The organism is Blastococcus haudaquaticus (assembly GCF_900230285.1).
GTDB lineage: Bacteria > Actinomycetota > Actinomycetes > Mycobacteriales > Geodermatophilaceae > Blastococcus_B > Blastococcus_B haudaquaticus.
Map to the genome: position 1 here is coordinate 60,409 of NZ_OCNK01000007.1, position 15,734 is coordinate 76,142.

A 15,734-nucleotide genomic window follows, 5' to 3' on the forward strand; every position below is an offset into this window, starting at 1 on the left:
CTGGTGGGGGCGGCCGAGGCAGCACACCCACACGGCACCCACACCGCCCCCACGGTTGCTCCCGGTGCTGGCGCGCGAGTGTGCGGCTGCCGGGCGCTCGAGACGGCTGAGGCCTCGGTTTCCGCACACTCGCGCGTGGAGCCTCAGACGGTGAGCACGACCTTGCCCGCGGCCCGGCCGTCGCGCAGGTACCGGATCGCCGCGCCGGCATCGGCCAGCGGGAAGGTCCGGTCGAGCGGCGCCTGCAGGGTGCCGGCGGCGAGCTGGTCGGCCAGGCTCTGCAGGTCGGCCTCGTTCGGCATGGAGACGTAGCTGCGCAGCTTCTGCCGGATGAACGGGGACAGCAGCATCCCGAGCAGCTGCCGCTCGATGCCCTGCCGCCAGTCGCCGACCTCGGCCCCGACGATGACGAGGGTGCCCGTGGGCGTCAGCGCCCGACGCAGCTCGCGCAGCTTCCGGTTGCCGCCGGTGTCGAGGATGAGGTCGTAGCGGCGTCCGCCGTCGGTGATGCCCTCGCGGGTGTAGTCGAGGACGTCGTCGGCACCGAGGGACCGGACGAAGTCGATCTTCCCGGGGCTGCAGATGCCGGTGACGTCGGCGCCGGCCGCGACCGCGAGCTGCACCGCGTACGAGCCCACTCCCCCGCCGGCGCCGATGACCAGCACCCGCTGCCCGGGCTGGACCTCGCCCTTCCGCAATCCCTGCAGCGCGGCGAGCGCCGAGATCGGGACGGCGGCCGCCTCCTCGAACGACACGGTCGCCGGCTTGGGCACCAGGTTCTTCGCCGGCGCCGTCGCGTACTCGGCGTACGTGCTCGTGCCGCTGCCGAACACCTCGTCGCCCGGCCGGAAGCGGGTCACGTTCGCGCCGACCGCCGTCACCACCCCGGCGACGTCCATGCCGGGCACGGGGTTCTTCGGCTTCCGGAGCCCGAAGCCGGCGAGCCGGATCGCCCTCGGCAGGCCGGTGATCAGGTGCCACTGCCCCTGGTCGACACCGGCGGCGACCACGCGCACCAGCACGTCGTCGTCCCCGACGACCGGCTCGTCGACGGTGTCGAAGCGCAGGTCCTCCGGCGGTCCGTACGTCTCCCGCACGATCGCCTTCATCAGTCGACCGTGCGCAGGATCTGCTCGATGGACGCCGTCCGCGAGCGCAGCTCGGAGACGTCGGCGGCGGTGCGCTGCTGGGCGTCGAGGGTCTTCTCGGCGAGCTGCTCGTAGCGGCCGATCAGCTGGCGCAGGTCCGCGTCCTGCTGAGCGGCGACCTTCATCTTGCGGGACTCCAGGACGGTGGCTGCCGCGCCGCCGATCAGGAGCAGGACCGCGAGGACGATGCCGAGGATCAGGATCGCCTCCGGCCACGTGGTGCCGGTGTCGACGGTGTTCAACGGGGCTTCTCCTTGTCTGCGGGACCCGGGGCGGGGTCCGGTCGGGTGAGCGTCGCGGCGGCCTGCGCGACGGACTCTGCGGTGAGGTGCAGGTCGAAGTCGGCGACCTCGAAGTACTTCATGGCCTTGCCGTCGTCGGACAGCTCGAGGGTGCCGACGACGAGGCCCGCGGCCTCGAGCCGTTGCAGGTGCATGTGCAGCAGCGGCCGGCTGATGCCGATCTCGCGGGCCAGGTGGCTGACGTAGTCGCGGCCGTGGGCGAGCGTGGCGAGGATGCGCAGCCGGATGGGGTTGGCCAGGGCAGCCAGCACCTCGACCAGATGGTCGCCGCTCGGCCGGTCCGGCGTCATGCCGCTCCTTCACGTGTAAGAACTTTCTGACATGTGAAACGTAGAGGTGTTCCGTGCGTTCGCGCAAGGGGGTGCGCGGTTGAGCCACCCCGGCATCGGGAAGGCTGGAACGGTGAGTGACGACAACAGCGGGTCCGGGTACGTCGAGTCCGAGTACACGCGCGACTCCAAGTACCTCTCCGACCGGATCACCGCGGACGGGTCCAGCGGGTGGCAGGTCGAGCCGGGTCGCTACCGGTTGGTCGTGGCGCGGGCCTGCCCGTGGGCGAACCGGTCGGTCATCGTCCGCCGCCTGCTCGGGCTGGAGCCGGTCATCTCGATGGGCATGTGCGGGCCCACGCACGACGAGCGCAGCTGGACCTTCGACCTCGACCCCGACGGCCGGGACCCGGTGCTCGGGTACGAGCGCCTGCAGGAGGCCTTCCTCGCCCGCGACCCGCAGTACTCACGGGGCATCACGGTGCCGGCGATGGTCGACGTCCCCTCCGGCGCCGTCGTCACCAACGACTTCCCGCAGATGACGCTCGACTTCTCCACGCAGTGGACGGCGTACCACCGCGACGGCGCCCCGGATCTCTACCCGGAGCACCTGCGCGACGAGATGGACGACGTCATGCAGCGCGTCTACAACGAGGTCAACAACGGCGTCTACCGGTGCGGCTTCTCCGGGTCGCAGCGCGCGTACGACAAGGCCTACCAGCGGCTGTTCGACGCGCTCGACTGGCTCAGCGAGCGGCTGGAGAGCCAGCGGTTCCTGATGGGCGGGCAGATCACCGAGGCCGACGTGCGGCTGTTCACCACCCTGGCCCGGTTCGACACCGTCTACCACGGCCACTTCAAGTGCAACCGGCAGAAGCTCACCGAGATGCCGGTGCTGTGGGCCTACGCGCGCGACCTGTTCCAGACGCCCGGGTTCGGCGACACGACCGACTTCCCGCAGATCAAGGAGCACTACTACGTCGTCCACGCCGACATCAATCCGACGCAGATCATCCCGTCGGGGCCGGACACGTCGAACTGGCTGATCCCGCACGACCGGGAGCAGCTCGGCGACGCGCCCTTCGGCGACGGCACCCCTCCCGGCCCGGTGTTCGAGGGCGAAGAGGTGCCGGCCGACCACGGTCCCGGAGGCATCCCGCACCGCTGACCGCGCCTGTGGACAACGCCTGACCGGGCCGCCACCGGCTGCCACGGTGGCGGCATGACGACGACACCACCGCTGGCCGACGTGCCGATCCGCTCCGCCGACGAACTGACCCGTCGCTGGACGATGCTGCTGCACCCGCCGGTGTTCGGCGCCCGCAGTCTCTGGCTGTCCTGGTTCGGCACCGACGGCCGCATGCTGCCGGTCGTCGTGCCGGTCGACGACATCCCGCTCGTCCCCGAGCCGGCGATGCTCATGAATCTGCGCCAGGTGCACGACTCGATCGCCGAGGAGCACCTGGACGGCGAGGGGCACCTCGCGATGGCGCTCTGCCGGCCCGGTGACCCCCGCATCACCGAGGACGACGACGAGTGGGCGGAGGCACTGCGGTCGACTCTGGACGACGGCCGGATCGACGGCTCGTGGAGCCTGCACCTGGCTGCGGGCGGGAGCGTGGTGCCGCTCGTGCCGGCGCCGCGTCGGGTGTGGTCGCGGTGAGTCCTGACTGACGGGGTCGTTCACCCGATCGCGCGGAGACGGCCCGCTCTGTCCACAGCGAGCGGGAGAACCGCGTCTCCGAGTGATTACTCTCCGGCTGTGCGTGATCTTCGGGGACTGAATCGCGTGGTCATCAGCGTCCTGGTCGGGACGGCGGTGCTCACCGGTTGCTCGGAGAAGCAGCCGGCGAACGACACGCTGCCTTCGTCGAGCGCCGCGGAGACGAGCGAGTCCCTGCCGGAGATCGGTCCTGCCGACTTCCCGGTGCCCGACGAAGCCCGCACCAAGGACGCCGCGGGCGCCGAGGCCTTCATGCGCTACTACATAGACCTACTCGGGCGGCAGCAGTCTGTGCCGTCGGGTGAGCCCCTCCGTGACTTGGCGCCCGACTGTCAGGAGTGTCTTCGGATTGCTCAGGACATGGACGAGGCTGCCGCAGCCCAACGGCGCTTTGAGGGCGGCAAGCTCACCCTTGCCGGCGAGTTCGGAACAGCTCTCGCCGATGACAGCGCCAACCTCTCATTCCTCACGCGCATCGAGGCCGGGGCGCTCGTCGAGCCGTCGGGCGAGCCCGTTCCCGGGACGGAATCCCCCGCCGTGGAGCAACTCCCCTCGGCTGCGTCCTTGGTCTGGTTGCCGGAGGCTCGGTGCTGGCAGCTCGAGGCGCTGAACTTCGGATGAGCTGGTCTCGGTTGCGGGTCGGCCTTCTCGCTGTTCTCACTGCGGCGATGGTGCTCATTCCGGTCGGATCTGCGTCGGCCGAATGCCCCCTCTACCTGCGCCCGTGTCCTCAATCCGGGCTCGAGTCGGGGGCGGCGACCGTTTCTCTGACGACCGACATGGCCGGCAAGATCCTCACGGGCCGCCCGGAGAACATCCCGGAACATGAGTGGCGATTCAGGCACCTATGTGTCATCCGCGACGAGGCCATCGGCGCTTGCGCCGCATCCGACTTCCGTCAGTGCGACCAGGTGCCCGGCCGTGTAATCCAGTACCTCGTCCTGGAGCGACGACCGCTCGTAAGGACTGACGGCACCGCCGCCGACGATGCGCAGGGCAGGCCGACCGTGGTGGCCCCCGGCCTCCTGCCCGGCCAGCCGGCGGCTCCATGGGGCAGGGCGGATCAAGGTTGTTTCGACATCACGCCGTTGAACCCTCCGCCGTCGCCCGCTGAGGTGTTCAGCTACTTCGAGCGGCTACCACTCCCCCAGCTGACGACCCAGCACCAGCCGCCCGGAAACGGACTGACCGGGCTGCCGGTCATCTTCTACACCGACTCCCCCACGACGCAGACCTTCACCGTCGACATCCGAGGCTTCAGCGTCGTCATCGAAGCGACCGCCGAGCAGTTCACCTGGCACACCGGCGACGCCACCGGCCAGATCGTCACCACCGACCCCGGCCGGCCCTACCCCGACCAGACCATCGAGCACGCCTACCGGTCGGGCACCTACACCGCCTACCTCACCGTCACCTGGGGCGCGACCTTCTCCGTCGACGGCAGCGCCGAAGCCGACGTCCCCGGCACGACCACCACTGACGGCCCACCGGTGACCTTCGACGTCCTGCAGGCCCGGCCCGTCCTCACCAACCCCTACGACTGAGCGGCGACGCCAAGCTCTGAGCTCGATCGGTGCGTCGATCCCGACCGCTGGTCAGCGAGTGCGCCGTCCTCACCTCCGGGTCGCCGACCTCGTGCCCCGACGCGAGGACGGCGACCCGAAGGTGAGGCCGGCGGGAGGGACGCGGTCAGTCCTCGACGACCGCCAGAACCGCCTCGGCCAGCAGCTGCTGGCCCTCCTCGGTCGGGTGCACGTCGTTCGGCAGCACCAGGCCGGCCGCGACGGAGTCGCCCCCGGCCTCGGCGGCGGGCGCCCGGAAGGCCTCGTAGCCATCGGCGACGTCGGCACCGTTGGCCTCCGCCACCTGCGCGATGCCACCGCCGAGAGCACCGGTCGCCACCCCGAACTCGTCGGAGTAGTTCAGCGCGTAGTAGGTGACCACGACGATCTGGCCGTCGTACCCGCCCTCACCACGCAGCGTCGACAGGATCGTGCCGAGATTGGTCTGCACGTTCTGCGCGAGCGCGCGCAGGTCGGCGGGGTCCGAGCATCTGGTGGCGGTGGTCTGCTGGCAGATGAAGGCGTCGTTGGCGCCGATCTGCACCGTGACCAGTTCGATGCCGTCGTCCTCCTGCAGCGCGCTCACCGCGAACGCCAGCTGCGACTGGTCGAACGAGTCGTACTGCACGTGCACGGGGAAGGCCTTGCGGTACCCGAAGTCCGACTGCAGCGTGTTCTGGCACCCGTTGCTCTGCGCCGTCGCGTCGAGGAAGCTCGCCGTCGTCTCGCCGGGGCACGACGCGTTGACCACCTCGAGGCCGAGCTCCTCGCCGACCAGCTCCGGGTAGCCGACGAAGTTGTCCTCGTCGGAGAACTCGGCCGTGGCGCCGCCGCGGTAGCCGAAGGGAACGGAGTCGCCGAGGGCCAGGTAGCCGGCCGGTTCCGACTCGGCGCTCGCCTCCGCCGACGAGGTCGCGGCGGACGAGGACCCCGCCGAGCCGTCGTCGGACGAGCACGCGGTCGTAAGAACGGCGCAGGCGCCGACAGCCACCGCGATCCGACCCAGCCGGCTTCTCATCTGCGCGCCTCCCGTCGCCACCGACCGGTGCGGTCGGGCGGCGCGCGTCACAGTAGGTGCACGCCCCGACAGCACCCGCAGCGACCCCGTGCTCAGACGATCCGGATCCGGAGCCGCCGGAACCCGCGGCCCTTGTTCTCCATCTTCACGACCTCCACGCGGCCCACCATCGCCGTCGACGCGACATGGGTGCCCCCGTCGGCCTGGGTGTCCAACCCGACGATGTCGACGATCCGCACCTCCTCGATGTCCGGCGGGAGCAGGTTGGTCGCCGTCCGGATGATGTCGGGGATCGCGAACGCCTCGTCGCGCGGCAGCGTCTTCACCTCGATCGGCCGGTCGGCGGCGATCTCGGCGTTCACCGACTCGGCGATGCGGTCCTTGAAGTCCGCCGGCACCTCGGCGAGGTCGAAGTCCATCCGCGCGGTCAGCGGCTCCATGTTCCCGCCCGTGACCAGCGCTCCGAAGTCCCGGAAGACGACCCCGGTCAGTACGTGCAGCCCGGAGTGGGTGCGCATCAGGGACGTCCGCCGCTCGTCGTCGAGTGCACCCCGGACCGCCGTCCCCACCGGCGGCACCGGGTCCCCCTCGGCGGGGATCAGGTAGAGCTCGTCGCCCTTGCGGGTGCCGGCGATCCGGGTGCGGACGCCTCCCCAGAGCAGCACGCCCTCGTCCGGCGGCTGGCCACCGCCGCCCGGGTAGAACGCCGACCGGTCGAGCACGATGCCCTGCTCCGGATCGACGGCGAGGACGGTCGCGTCCCACTCCCGGACGGTGGAGTCGGCGAGGTCGAGACGGTGGGTGTGCCCGTGGTGGTGGGTCGCGCTGGTCACGCCCGCATGCTGCCGTGCCGGAGGCCGTGGGCGACAGGGCCTCTGCCCCCGAGTGGACCGAAGCGACCCGCCGCTGAGCGTTGACCCCGCGGACCCGCGGCGAGGACAGTCGGGGGTGCGGCGGTGCCGTAGGGGCGCCGCCCCCTCCGGAGAGGAGGAGTGGCATGAACGCGCGCTCCACCACCATTCGCGGGAACCCCGAGGCCATCGACGCCGGGATCTCCTACATCCGCGACAGGGTCATGCCGGCCGTCCAGGGGATGGACGGCTTCGTCGGCCTGTCGATGCTGGTAGACCGCGAGAGCGGCCGGTCCATCGTCACCACCGCCTGGTCCGAGGCCGATGCCATGAGCCGGAGCGCCGCCGGGGTGAAGGCCATGCGCCGGCGCGCCGCCGAGATCATGACCGGCGAGATCGAGGTCATGGAGTGGGACATCGCCGTCCTGCACCGCAAGCACGCGACCCACAACGGCGCCTGCGCCCGGGTCATCTGGACCCAGGGCGACCCCACCGAGATGGACCGGCTGGTCGACACCTTCCGGATGGCGTTGCTGCCGCGGATCGAGGAGCTGCCGGGCTTCGTCAGCGTCAGCCTCATGGTCGACCGGGCGGCCGGCCGGACGGCGACGTCGGTCAGCTACGACAGCCGGCAGTCGATGGCCGAGGCGGAACAGCCCGGCATGGCGCTGCGGCAGGAGTTCGCGCGGGACATGGGCCTGGACGTCACCGACGTCGCGGCGTTCGACGTGGCCCTCGCCCACCTGCGGGTGCCCGAGACGGTCTGAGCGCGTCGGGCCCGGTGCAGGGCCGGCGCCCCCGAGGTGCCGGCCCGCCCCGTCAGGCCGCCCGCGCCGAAGGCTTCCGGGACGTCTGGTGCTGCGCCGCAGCGGCGGCCAGGACGTCCCGGTCCAGCCACTCGAGCAGGAACTTCGAGCCGTACACCTCGACGACGCTGACCTCGTCGGGGACGTGCCGAGTTGCGGGTGTCGCGGTCATGCGCCCATCTGAGCACCGCCCCGTGACGGGTTCGTGGACTGCAGGAGTCGGCCATGTGTCCGTTGTCGAGGTGTCCGTTATCGAGCGGCACAGCCAGACCGGGAGCATCCTCGTCCTGCGAGATCCTCCGATCACGACAGGACGGGCACCGTGACGACGTCTGACCCGAACGCGACGACCGGGGAGCGCGGCCGCCACGTCCGCTCTGCCACCTCCCCGGAGCGGGAGCCGCACGAGAACAAGGCTCCCGACGACGCCGCCCCCGAGCCGGCGCAGGACGACCGAGCGGCAGAGGCCACCGCGGCGCCGGGTGACGCTCCGCAGGACCCGCAACAGCAGCCGACGGTCCCGGGCCCGGGCGACGGCGACCAGCCGCAGAAAGCGGACAAGCGCGCCTGGTTCCGGCCGGGCGCCGCGACGCACCCGCTCGGCCACCACCCGGCCGGCAACTCCCTGCTCATGAGCTCCGGCCTGCTCACCGGCCTCGCGCTGGCCCCCATGGTGTTCGACCAGCTCGACTTCGACATCGCCACCCGTGCCGCCCGCACCGCGCGCAGCGCGGCGGCGTCGTGGCCCGGCGGCGGCGAGCCGTGGTTCTGGCCGGCGTGGGTGGCGCTGCTGGCCGGGGCGGTGGCGCTGCTGCTGCTCGCGGTGGCCCTCGCCGGCGTCCGGCTGCCCGACCTCGTCGTCCTCGTGCTGGGCGCCGTCCTCGCCGTGACGACGGCGCGGGCGGCCTGGGCGACGCTCGCCGTCGTCAACGCCCGGCTGTGGGACCTGATCCCGGTCGCGCTGATCTGCCTGCTCGCCTTCGGGCTCGCGGTGTCCGGAGCGGCGCACTGGCGCTCGCCGGACGGCGACAGCCCGGGGAGCGGAGCCGGCGGAGCAGCGGGCGTGGCGATCGCCGGGGTGGCCCTCGCACTGCTGCTGCTCGCCGGCGGGGCCACCGTCGCCAGCGTGCAGGCGAAGGGCCTCGGGCCCGGCGGACCTCCGCAGGCCCTCGCCGGACTGCTGAGCACCCGGGCCGCCGACGCCGCCGCGGTCGACGACCTCGCCGGCCCGTGGGTCCCTCAGGTCGCGGCCGCGCAGGTGGCCGACGACCCGGCCGCCACCGCCTACTCGACGGTCCACCGCGACTGGACGGCGCGGACCCCGGCACTCCTGGTGCGCGGCGACGACGTCACCGGTCTCGACGACAGCTGGTGGCTCACCGTGGCCGCCCAGGGGTTCGCGTCCGAGGCCGAGGTGCAGGCGTGGTGCACCGCCAACGCCCTCCCCGGGTGCACGCCGGTGCAGGTCAGCGGCTGATCAGACCACCCGGGTCAGCGCCGGCCACAGGGCGTCGGGTCCGCCGGCGAGCACGCCCGCACCGAGCACCCGCGACCAGGCGAGGTCGCTGCCGGCCTCGTCCCGCCACGACCAGAGCCGCCGCGTCAGGTGGTGCAGCTTGTGCTCCTGGGTGAACCCGATCGCACCGTGCACCTGGTGCGCCAGCCGGGCGACGACCTCGACGGCGGCACCCGCCCGCACCTTGGCCGCAGCGGCGGCCAGGACGACGTTCTCACCCCGGTCCAGCGCCTGCACCGCGGCATCGGTCAGCGCCGTCACCGCGGTCACCTCGCCAGCCATCTCGGCGAGCTCCATCTGGATGGCCTGGAACTTGCCCAGCGGGCGGCCGAACTGGTGCCGCTCCCCGGCGTACTGGACGGTCCAGGCCAGCACCTGCTCCAGCGCGGCCGCCAACTGCACCGACCTCGCCAGCGCGTAGCGCGCCCGCAGCTCCGACGCCTGGGCCGCGGTGAGCAGCGCCCCCGACGTACCGACCCGGTCGAGCACCAGGGTGCCGCGCGGCTCGCCGGCCAGGTTGGAGGCATCGGTCGCCGGCAGCGACGACGCGTCGACCAGCGCGAGGACCGCACCCTCGATGCCCGCCGGCGCGGGCGCGAGGACGACGACGTGCTGCGCCACCCCCGCCCAGGCGACATCGGGCACCGTCCCGGTGAGCGTGAACCGCCCCGGGCCGTCCCCGTTGTCGACCGGGTGCACGGTCACGGCGTCACCGAGAGCGAAGGTGGTCGGGTGCTCCGGCGACGGCAGATCGAGGTCGGCGGTCAGCAGCGCCGGCCCGGCGACGAGCAGCTGCTCGGCCACCGGCACCGCCCCGGCACCGGCGGCCAGGGTGCGGACGATCGCCACCGCGTCGGCCAGCTCACCGCCCGAGCCGCCGGCCTCCTCGGGCAGCCCGACACCGGTCAGCCCCGCCTCGGCGAGGGCGCCCCACAGCCCGGCGTCCCAGCGCCGCTCCGCCGTCAGCGCGAACGGCTCGAAGCCGCCGAGGATGTCCCGGACGGTCTCGACCACGAGGTCCTGATCACTCACCGGAGGCCCAATCCACGCGCCACGATCCCTCGCAGGATCTCGTTGGTCCCGCCCCTGAGCGTGTACCCCGGCGCGTGCAGCTGCGCCTCGGCCAGTGCCCGGCCCAGCGGATCGGGCGAGTCCAGCGACGGCGTCACGTCGACCACCCGGCGGACCTCCTCGATCACGTCGGCCTCGAACGTCGTCCCCACGTCCTTGACCAGCGCCGCCGGGATGTTCGGCAGCTCGCCACGATCCAGAGCAGCGGCGATCCGCAGCGACATCTGCCGGAGCGCCAGGATGCGCGCGGACAACCGGCCCAGCGTCGCCAGCGCTGCCGGGTCGCCGGTCTCCGCCACCCGCCGGCCGAACTCGGCGACGAGTGGATACGTCGACAGGAACCGCTCCGGGCCCGACCGCTCGAAGGCCAGCTCGGCGGTCACCTGGTGCCAGCCGTTGCCCTCCTCGCCGAGCAGCATGTCGCCCGGGACGACGACGTCCTCGAACACGACCTCGTTGAAGTGGTGCCCGCCGTCGAGGATGCGGATCGGGTTGATCGTGATGCCCGGCAGCGACAGGTCGATGAGCAGCTGCGACATGCCGGCGTGCCGGTTCGCGGAGTCCGACGGCGAGGTGCGCACCAGCACGATCCCGTAGTGGGAGTGGTGTGCGTTCGACGTCCACACCTTGGCGCCGTTGACCACCCAGTCGCCGTCGCCGTTGCGGGTGGCCTTGGTGCGGATCGAGGCGAGGTCGGAGCCGGAGTCGGGCTCGCTCATGCCGATGACGAAGAAGCACTCACCCGCCGCGATGCGCGGCAGGATCTCCTGGCGCTGCTTCTCGGTGCCGTAGGTGAGCAGGTTCGGCCCCGACTGGCGGTCGGCGATCCAGTGCGCCGCGACCGGGGCGCCGGCGGCGAGCAGTTCCTCGGTGACGGCGTAGCGCTCCATCGCCGACCGCTCGTGCCCGCCGTACTGCTTCGGCCAGGTCATCCCGAGCCAGCCGCGCTCGCCCAGCTTCTTGGAGAAGGCCGGGTCGACGCCGGACAGCCAGGTGTCCACATGGGTGGTGAAGCTGCCGGCGGCCAGCTCGGCGGCGAGGAACTCGCGGACCTCCGCCCGCAGCTGCTCGGCCGCCTCCGACCGCGGCGCGGGCGCCAGTGTCAACGAGTTGCTGCTCATGCGACTCCCCACGTCGGTGTGGCCGTGCTCAAGGTCGGTTGTACAGGGCGACGCGAGCCGGTTGCCCACCGCCCGTCGAACGCGACATCGCCGAGGGCGATTCGATGGTCAGGGCTGCGTCATGAGTGCGACGAGGAATCCCCGCGCCGAGGGCGTGCCACTCGGCACGCCGCTAGGGCGACGGAGGAAGCCACCGCTCCAGCGCCCCGATGACCGCGTGCTTGCCCGAACTGAGTAGCGGTAGGAGCGGTGTTCCCCGTAGCACTTCGTGCCGACGCCCGGACGGCGCGCCGCACGGGGCGAACGAGCCGCTTGTTTCCGGATCGATTCAGCGGCGGGACGAGGCGGTCACCAGGCGTTTCGGAGACTTGACCCTCCGATCCGACACGCTGGAGTCCGGTTCCTCGTCCGGCCGGCCCCGCGTGTGCCGCCAACCTTCTCGCGACCTGTCCGGACAGTGACCGGCACCAGTGCGAGGAGCACCCAGGAAGGCGGGGGCGCCGGTGTCCGAGACATTGCTGACCGTGTTCGGCGTCGGCGCCGCCCTCGGGAGCTACGTCGGCTACCACGTCGGCGTATGGCGTGCCGCTTCGCGCGCAGCCCGGGCCACCTACCGCACTCAACGCGGCCTGCGCTGAGACCCTTCCGCCCGGGCCCGGTCGCTCCCGGGACGCCGGGGCGGACCGTCAGTCGTGCTCGTCGTGCTCGTCGTGCTCGTCGTGCTCGGCCGGGCCGCGGGTCAGCTGGCGGAGCTCGCTCACCACGTCGGTCGCCACCGCACCCAGGGAGTTCAGCGCGTCCGACACGAGCCGCCGCACGCCCGTGACGTCCACGCCGAGGCCTGAGGCGAGACCGGAGCCGAGACCGGCACCCAGGCCGGTCACCACGTCCCTCCCGCGGAGCTCGCCCGTCGCGCCCTGCTGCTCGGCGAGGTCGGGGCACCAGCGCATCGCGTCACCCGACATCGACCAGTCACCGGTCGCTCCGTCGATCGCGGTCGCCACCGGGTTCGGGCGAGAGTCCATGGCCGCCTCCAGCGCAGGGTCCCCCGCCATGGTCACCCCAACTGCAGCATCGCGGAAGAGGTGCGGCTCAGCCGACCCGGGTCAGTGCGAGGAGGGCGATGTCGTCGGCCCGGTGGGTGCCGGTGAGGTCGGCCAGCACGCGGTCGCACAGCTCGTCGGGGTCCGACGTCCTCGCGTCGACAGCGGCCGCGAGCAGATGCGCGAGCCCCTCGTCGATGTCGGCCGCCCGGCTCTCGACCAGCCCGTCGGTGAACAGCAGCAACGTCGCGCCGACCGGCAGCACGCCCGCCCACTCCAGCGCCGGCGCGGGTGCGGGCGGCGCCCCCAGCATGCGGCTCGGGGTCACCGGCAGGAACTCGGCGTGCCCGGCCGTGATGAGCAACGGAGGGGGGTGACCGGCCGAGGCGATGCGCAACTGCCCGGTGCCCGCGTCGAGCGACGCGAACAGCGCCGTCGCCATCCGCTGCATCCCGAGCAGCGACCAGCTGGCCTGCAGCCGGTCGATCACCGCGCTCGGCGTCGGCCGGTCCGCCAGCAGGGCGCGGTAGACCGAGTTCAGCTGGCCCATGGTCGCCGCGGCCGTGATGTCGTGCCCGACCACGTCGCCGACCGCGAGGGCGACCTGACCGTCGGGGAGCTGGACGACGTCGTAGAAGTCGCCGCCCACCTCTGCTCCGTAGGTCGCGGGGAGGTAGCGCACCGCCGTCGACAGCCCCGGGAGCGGCGGCGGGTCCGGTGGCAGCAGGTTGGCCTGGAGCGTGTGGGAGGTCCGGACGTCGAGCTCGTAGCGCTGGGCCTTGGCGACGACGAGCGCCACCTGCAGGGCGAGCTGCTCGGCGACCTCCACGTCGGCCTCGGTGAACGAGCCGCGCTGCCGGTCGGCGCAGATGGTCACCACGCCGAGGCGCCGTCCCTCGGCCATCAGCGGCACGGCGACGATGCTGGTCAGGTCGAGGCTCTGGGCGACCTCGGCGTGCCGCTCGTCGGAGGAGATCGAGCTCAGGAACTCGGGCCGCACCATGCGGACCCACTGCGTCTGCCCCTCGCGGAGCGCCCGGATGCTCGGGTGGGACTCCCGGCGGGCGGTCAGGTGCCGTTCGCGCACCTCGTCGGCCAGGTGCTGCAGCTGAGGGTCGCGGTGCCGCGCCGCAGGGCGGGTCAGGCCCTGCTCGGTGACCAGGTCGATGACGCACAGATCGGCCAGTGTCCCGACGGCCAGCTGGGCCAGCCGCTCGACTGTCTCGCTGACGTCCGCGGCACCGGCCAGCAGGCGGGCCGCCTCCAGCAGGAACGCGGCGCGCTCCGCCTGCCGGGCGGTCTCCTCGTGCAGCAGCGCGCGCTCCAGCGCCTGGCCCGCCTGCCGGCCCAGCGTCGACAGCAGCTCGATGTCGGCCGCCCCGACGGGCTCGACGACCCCGGGCTCGTCGAGGCTGATGAGGTCGCCGTTCGGGGCGTCGCCCAACCCCAGGATGAGCACGCCGAGTCGCCGGCTGTCCGCCGCGACGGGCACTGTCACCAGCTCGGAGAGTCCCGCGCCCGCCATCGCCGCCGCCACCGTCGGCTGCACCGACCGCATCCGCCGATCCAGCTCCACGATTCGGACGCCTTGGGCGAGTTCCAGCGCCAGCTGCCCGTTGGCGGCGTCCCGGAGCGCCGCGAGCAGCTCCGGCGGCAGGCCCTCGGTGTGCACGGCGCGCAGCGCCGGAACCGAGTCGGGGTCGCCGGCGACCCCCTCGTCGACGAGCACGAGCGTCGCCCCGCTCGCCCCCAGCGCGGCCCGACTGCGCTCGACGATGACCGTCGCGACGTCATGCACGGTAGTGGCTGCGGCGAGGTCGGACACGACCATCTGGACGACGCGCGACCGGGCCTCCGACTCCTCCGCCGCGCGCTGGGCGGCCAGCAGCTCCCGCTCGTAGCGCCGCCGCGCGGTCGCCTCGAACAGCGTCGCGCGGACCAGGAGCGGCGCACCCGACTCGTCCCGCAGCTCGACGGCGTTGAGCAGGCACGGCAGCAGCGACCCGTCGACGCGCACGACGTCCAGCGCGATCTCGCGCACCGCGCCCTGCATGCGCAGCAACGGCGCGAGGTGCGTCTCGTGGAACACGCGGCCGCCGACGCTCAGGAGGTCCTGGAACCGCGTGCCGATGAGGTCGTCGGCACGCCGTCCGGTCCACGCGCAGAACGTGCGGTTCACCTTGACGATGCGCCCGTCCGGCAGCGTCGAGAGGTAGCCCATGGGCGCGCTCTCGTAGAGGTCGGCCGGATCCTCCTCGAGCAGCCGGCCCAGCTGCGCCCGAGGGTCCTGACCGGGGTTGCCGACAGGGTCCGTGGCGCTCACCCCGTCAGGAACCGCCGGATCGCGGCAGTCGTCTCCTCGGGCGCGCTCAGGTGCGGGACGTGCCCCGTCGCCTCGAGCTGCGTGAAGGTGCTGCCCGGGATGCGCTCGTGCACGTACCGCCCCACCACCTCGGGTGCGATGACGTCCTCGCTGCACTGCAGGACCAGCACCGGAATCGTGATGCCCGGCAGGTCGGCCCGGTTGTCGGACAGGAACGTGACCCGCGCGAACTGCCGCGCGATGTCGGGGTCGGTGCGGCAGAAGCTGTTGGTCAGCTCCTCCGCGAGCTCCGGGGAGTCGGGGTTGCCCATGATCACCGGCGCCATCTGCGTGGACCAGCCGAGGTGGTTGGCGTCGAGCGAGTCCAGCAGGCCGGCGATGTCGGTCCGGCTGAATCCCCCGACGTAGTCGCCGTCGTCGACGTACCGCGGGTTCGGGCCGACCATGACCAGGGCCCCGAACACCTCGGGGGCCTGCTGCCAGGCGAGGACGCCGATCATCGCGCTCACCGAGTGCCCGACGAGGACGACGTCGGTCAGGCCGAGCTCGCGGCAGACCTCGACGACGTCGGCCGCGTAGCCCTGCAGGGACGAGTACTTCTCCTCGTCGTAGGCGCTGAGGTCGGAGCTGCCCGAGCCGACGAGGTCGAGCAGGACGACGCGGTGGTCGACCTCGAAGTCCGGCGTCACGAACCGCCACATCGCCTGGTCGCAGCCGAAGCCGTGGACGAAGACGACCGGCCGCCCGTCGGGCACCCCGCTCACGCGCACGCAGTTGCGCTGAAGGACGTTCGTCACCCATCGACCCTATTCGACCGTCGCCTGCCGGAGCAGCGCATTCGCCATCTGCTCATCGTCGTCGACCCGCGCGGCCCGGTCCACTCCCGTTCCGGCTCACCCTCGGTCATGAGGAGCGCACGCACGGGGAGACACGACCCGGCCGCGTCGGACAGAGCCGGCAAACGCCTGTCGGACCCCTCCC

General features: G+C 72.4%; 17 protein-coding genes. 6 read left to right on the top strand and 11 right to left on the bottom strand.

The window, feature by feature from the left end:
* Positions 1–143: 143 nt before the first annotated feature.
* The 3 genes from CRP30_RS20695 to CRP30_RS20705 are packed head-to-tail and all read right to left on the bottom strand — an operon-like array spanning position 144 to position 1,740.
* Positions 144–1,109 (bottom strand): NAD(P)-dependent alcohol dehydrogenase, encoded by a 966-nt coding sequence (locus CRP30_RS20695; protein WP_097185923.1) that lies wholly within the window; start codon positions 1,107–1,109, stop codon positions 144–146.
* Complete coding sequence (locus tag CRP30_RS20700; protein WP_097185924.1) at positions 1,109–1,390, bottom strand: hypothetical protein; 282 nt, start codon at positions 1,388–1,390, stop codon at positions 1,109–1,111. Before CRP30_RS20700 ends, CRP30_RS20695 begins: the two co-directional genes overlap by 1 nt.
* Positions 1,387–1,740: an ArsR/SmtB family transcription factor gene (locus tag CRP30_RS20705; RefSeq protein WP_097185925.1), complete on the bottom strand. Its 354-nt coding sequence runs from the start codon at positions 1,738–1,740 to the stop codon at positions 1,387–1,389. Before CRP30_RS20705 ends, CRP30_RS20700 begins: the two co-directional genes overlap by 4 nt.
* Positions 1,741–1,852: 112 nt before the next feature.
* Here CRP30_RS20705 and CRP30_RS20710 point away from each other — a divergent pair, with 112 nt between their 5' ends.
* From CRP30_RS20710 to CRP30_RS23165, 4 genes are all read left to right on the top strand, one after another.
* Entirely contained in the window at positions 1,853–2,887 is a 1,035-nt protein-coding gene (locus CRP30_RS20710; protein WP_097185926.1) for a glutathione S-transferase family protein, read from the top strand.
* 54 nt (positions 2,888–2,941) lie between these two features.
* On the top strand, positions 2,942–3,382 hold the full coding sequence (locus CRP30_RS20715) for a hypothetical protein (protein WP_097185927.1): 441 nt from the start codon (positions 2,942–2,944) through the stop codon (positions 3,380–3,382).
* Positions 3,383–3,481: 99 nt separating this feature from the next.
* Positions 3,482–4,063, top strand: coding sequence for a hypothetical protein (locus CRP30_RS20720; RefSeq protein WP_143278519.1), 582 nt, complete (start codon positions 3,482–3,484; stop codon positions 4,061–4,063).
* 467 nt (positions 4,064–4,530) lie between these two features.
* The gene (locus CRP30_RS23165; protein ID WP_235003594.1) at positions 4,531–4,986 is read left to right on the top strand and encodes a hypothetical protein; all 456 of its coding nucleotides are present in this window, start codon (positions 4,531–4,533) and stop codon (positions 4,984–4,986) included.
* Positions 4,987–5,131: 145 nt separating this feature from the next.
* On the opposite strand, the gene CRP30_RS20730 is transcribed toward CRP30_RS23165, so the two are convergent.
* Positions 5,132–6,022 carry an SGNH/GDSL hydrolase family protein gene (locus CRP30_RS20730; protein ID WP_097185930.1) on the bottom strand — a complete coding sequence of 297 codons (891 nt, stop codon included), beginning with the start codon at positions 6,020–6,022 and terminating at the stop codon, positions 5,132–5,134.
* Between the two features lie 92 nt (positions 6,023–6,114).
* A complete protein-coding gene (locus CRP30_RS20735; protein WP_097185931.1) occupies positions 6,115–6,855 on the bottom strand; it encodes an alanyl-tRNA editing protein in 741 nt (246 codons plus the stop codon).
* 164 nt (positions 6,856–7,019) lie between these two features.
* Here CRP30_RS20735 and CRP30_RS20740 point away from each other — a divergent pair, with 164 nt between their 5' ends.
* Positions 7,020–7,640, top strand: coding sequence for a hypothetical protein (locus tag CRP30_RS20740; RefSeq protein ID WP_097185932.1), 621 nt, complete (start codon positions 7,020–7,022; stop codon positions 7,638–7,640).
* Positions 7,641–7,692: 52 nt separating this feature from the next.
* Here CRP30_RS20740 and CRP30_RS22600 read toward each other — a convergent pair whose 3' ends face one another.
* Positions 7,693–7,851: a hypothetical protein gene (locus tag CRP30_RS22600; RefSeq protein ID WP_159961830.1), complete on the bottom strand. Its 159-nt coding sequence runs from the start codon at positions 7,849–7,851 to the stop codon at positions 7,693–7,695.
* A gap of 150 nt (positions 7,852–8,001) precedes the next feature.
* Here CRP30_RS22600 and CRP30_RS20745 point away from each other — a divergent pair, with 150 nt between their 5' ends.
* Positions 8,002–9,156, top strand: a complete 1,155-nt coding sequence (locus tag CRP30_RS20745; protein ID WP_097185933.1) for a hypothetical protein — start codon at positions 8,002–8,004, stop codon at positions 9,154–9,156.
* On the opposite strand, the gene CRP30_RS20750 is transcribed toward CRP30_RS20745, so the two are convergent.
* The 5 genes from CRP30_RS20750 to CRP30_RS20770 form a co-directional block, all read right to left on the bottom strand.
* Complete coding sequence (locus CRP30_RS20750; protein ID WP_097185934.1) at positions 9,157–10,227, bottom strand: acyl-CoA dehydrogenase family protein; 1,071 nt, start codon at positions 10,225–10,227, stop codon at positions 9,157–9,159.
* Entirely contained in the window at positions 10,224–11,387 is a 1,164-nt protein-coding gene (locus CRP30_RS20755; protein WP_097185935.1) for an acyl-CoA dehydrogenase family protein, read from the bottom strand. The genes CRP30_RS20750 and CRP30_RS20755 overlap by 4 nt, the downstream gene beginning before the upstream one ends.
* A gap of 686 nt (positions 11,388–12,073) precedes the next feature.
* Positions 12,074–12,412, bottom strand: coding sequence for a hypothetical protein (locus tag CRP30_RS20760; protein WP_097185936.1), 339 nt, complete (start codon positions 12,410–12,412; stop codon positions 12,074–12,076).
* Between the two features lie 67 nt (positions 12,413–12,479).
* Positions 12,480–14,753 (bottom strand): SpoIIE family protein phosphatase, encoded by a 2,274-nt coding sequence (locus CRP30_RS20765; protein WP_235003595.1) that lies wholly within the window; start codon positions 14,751–14,753, stop codon positions 12,480–12,482.
* The gene (locus tag CRP30_RS20770) at positions 14,750–15,550 is read right to left on the bottom strand and encodes an alpha/beta fold hydrolase (RefSeq protein ID WP_097185937.1); all 801 of its coding nucleotides are present in this window, start codon (positions 15,548–15,550) and stop codon (positions 14,750–14,752) included. The genes CRP30_RS20765 and CRP30_RS20770 overlap by 4 nt, the downstream gene beginning before the upstream one ends.
* Between the last annotated feature and the right edge of the window lie 184 nt (positions 15,551–15,734).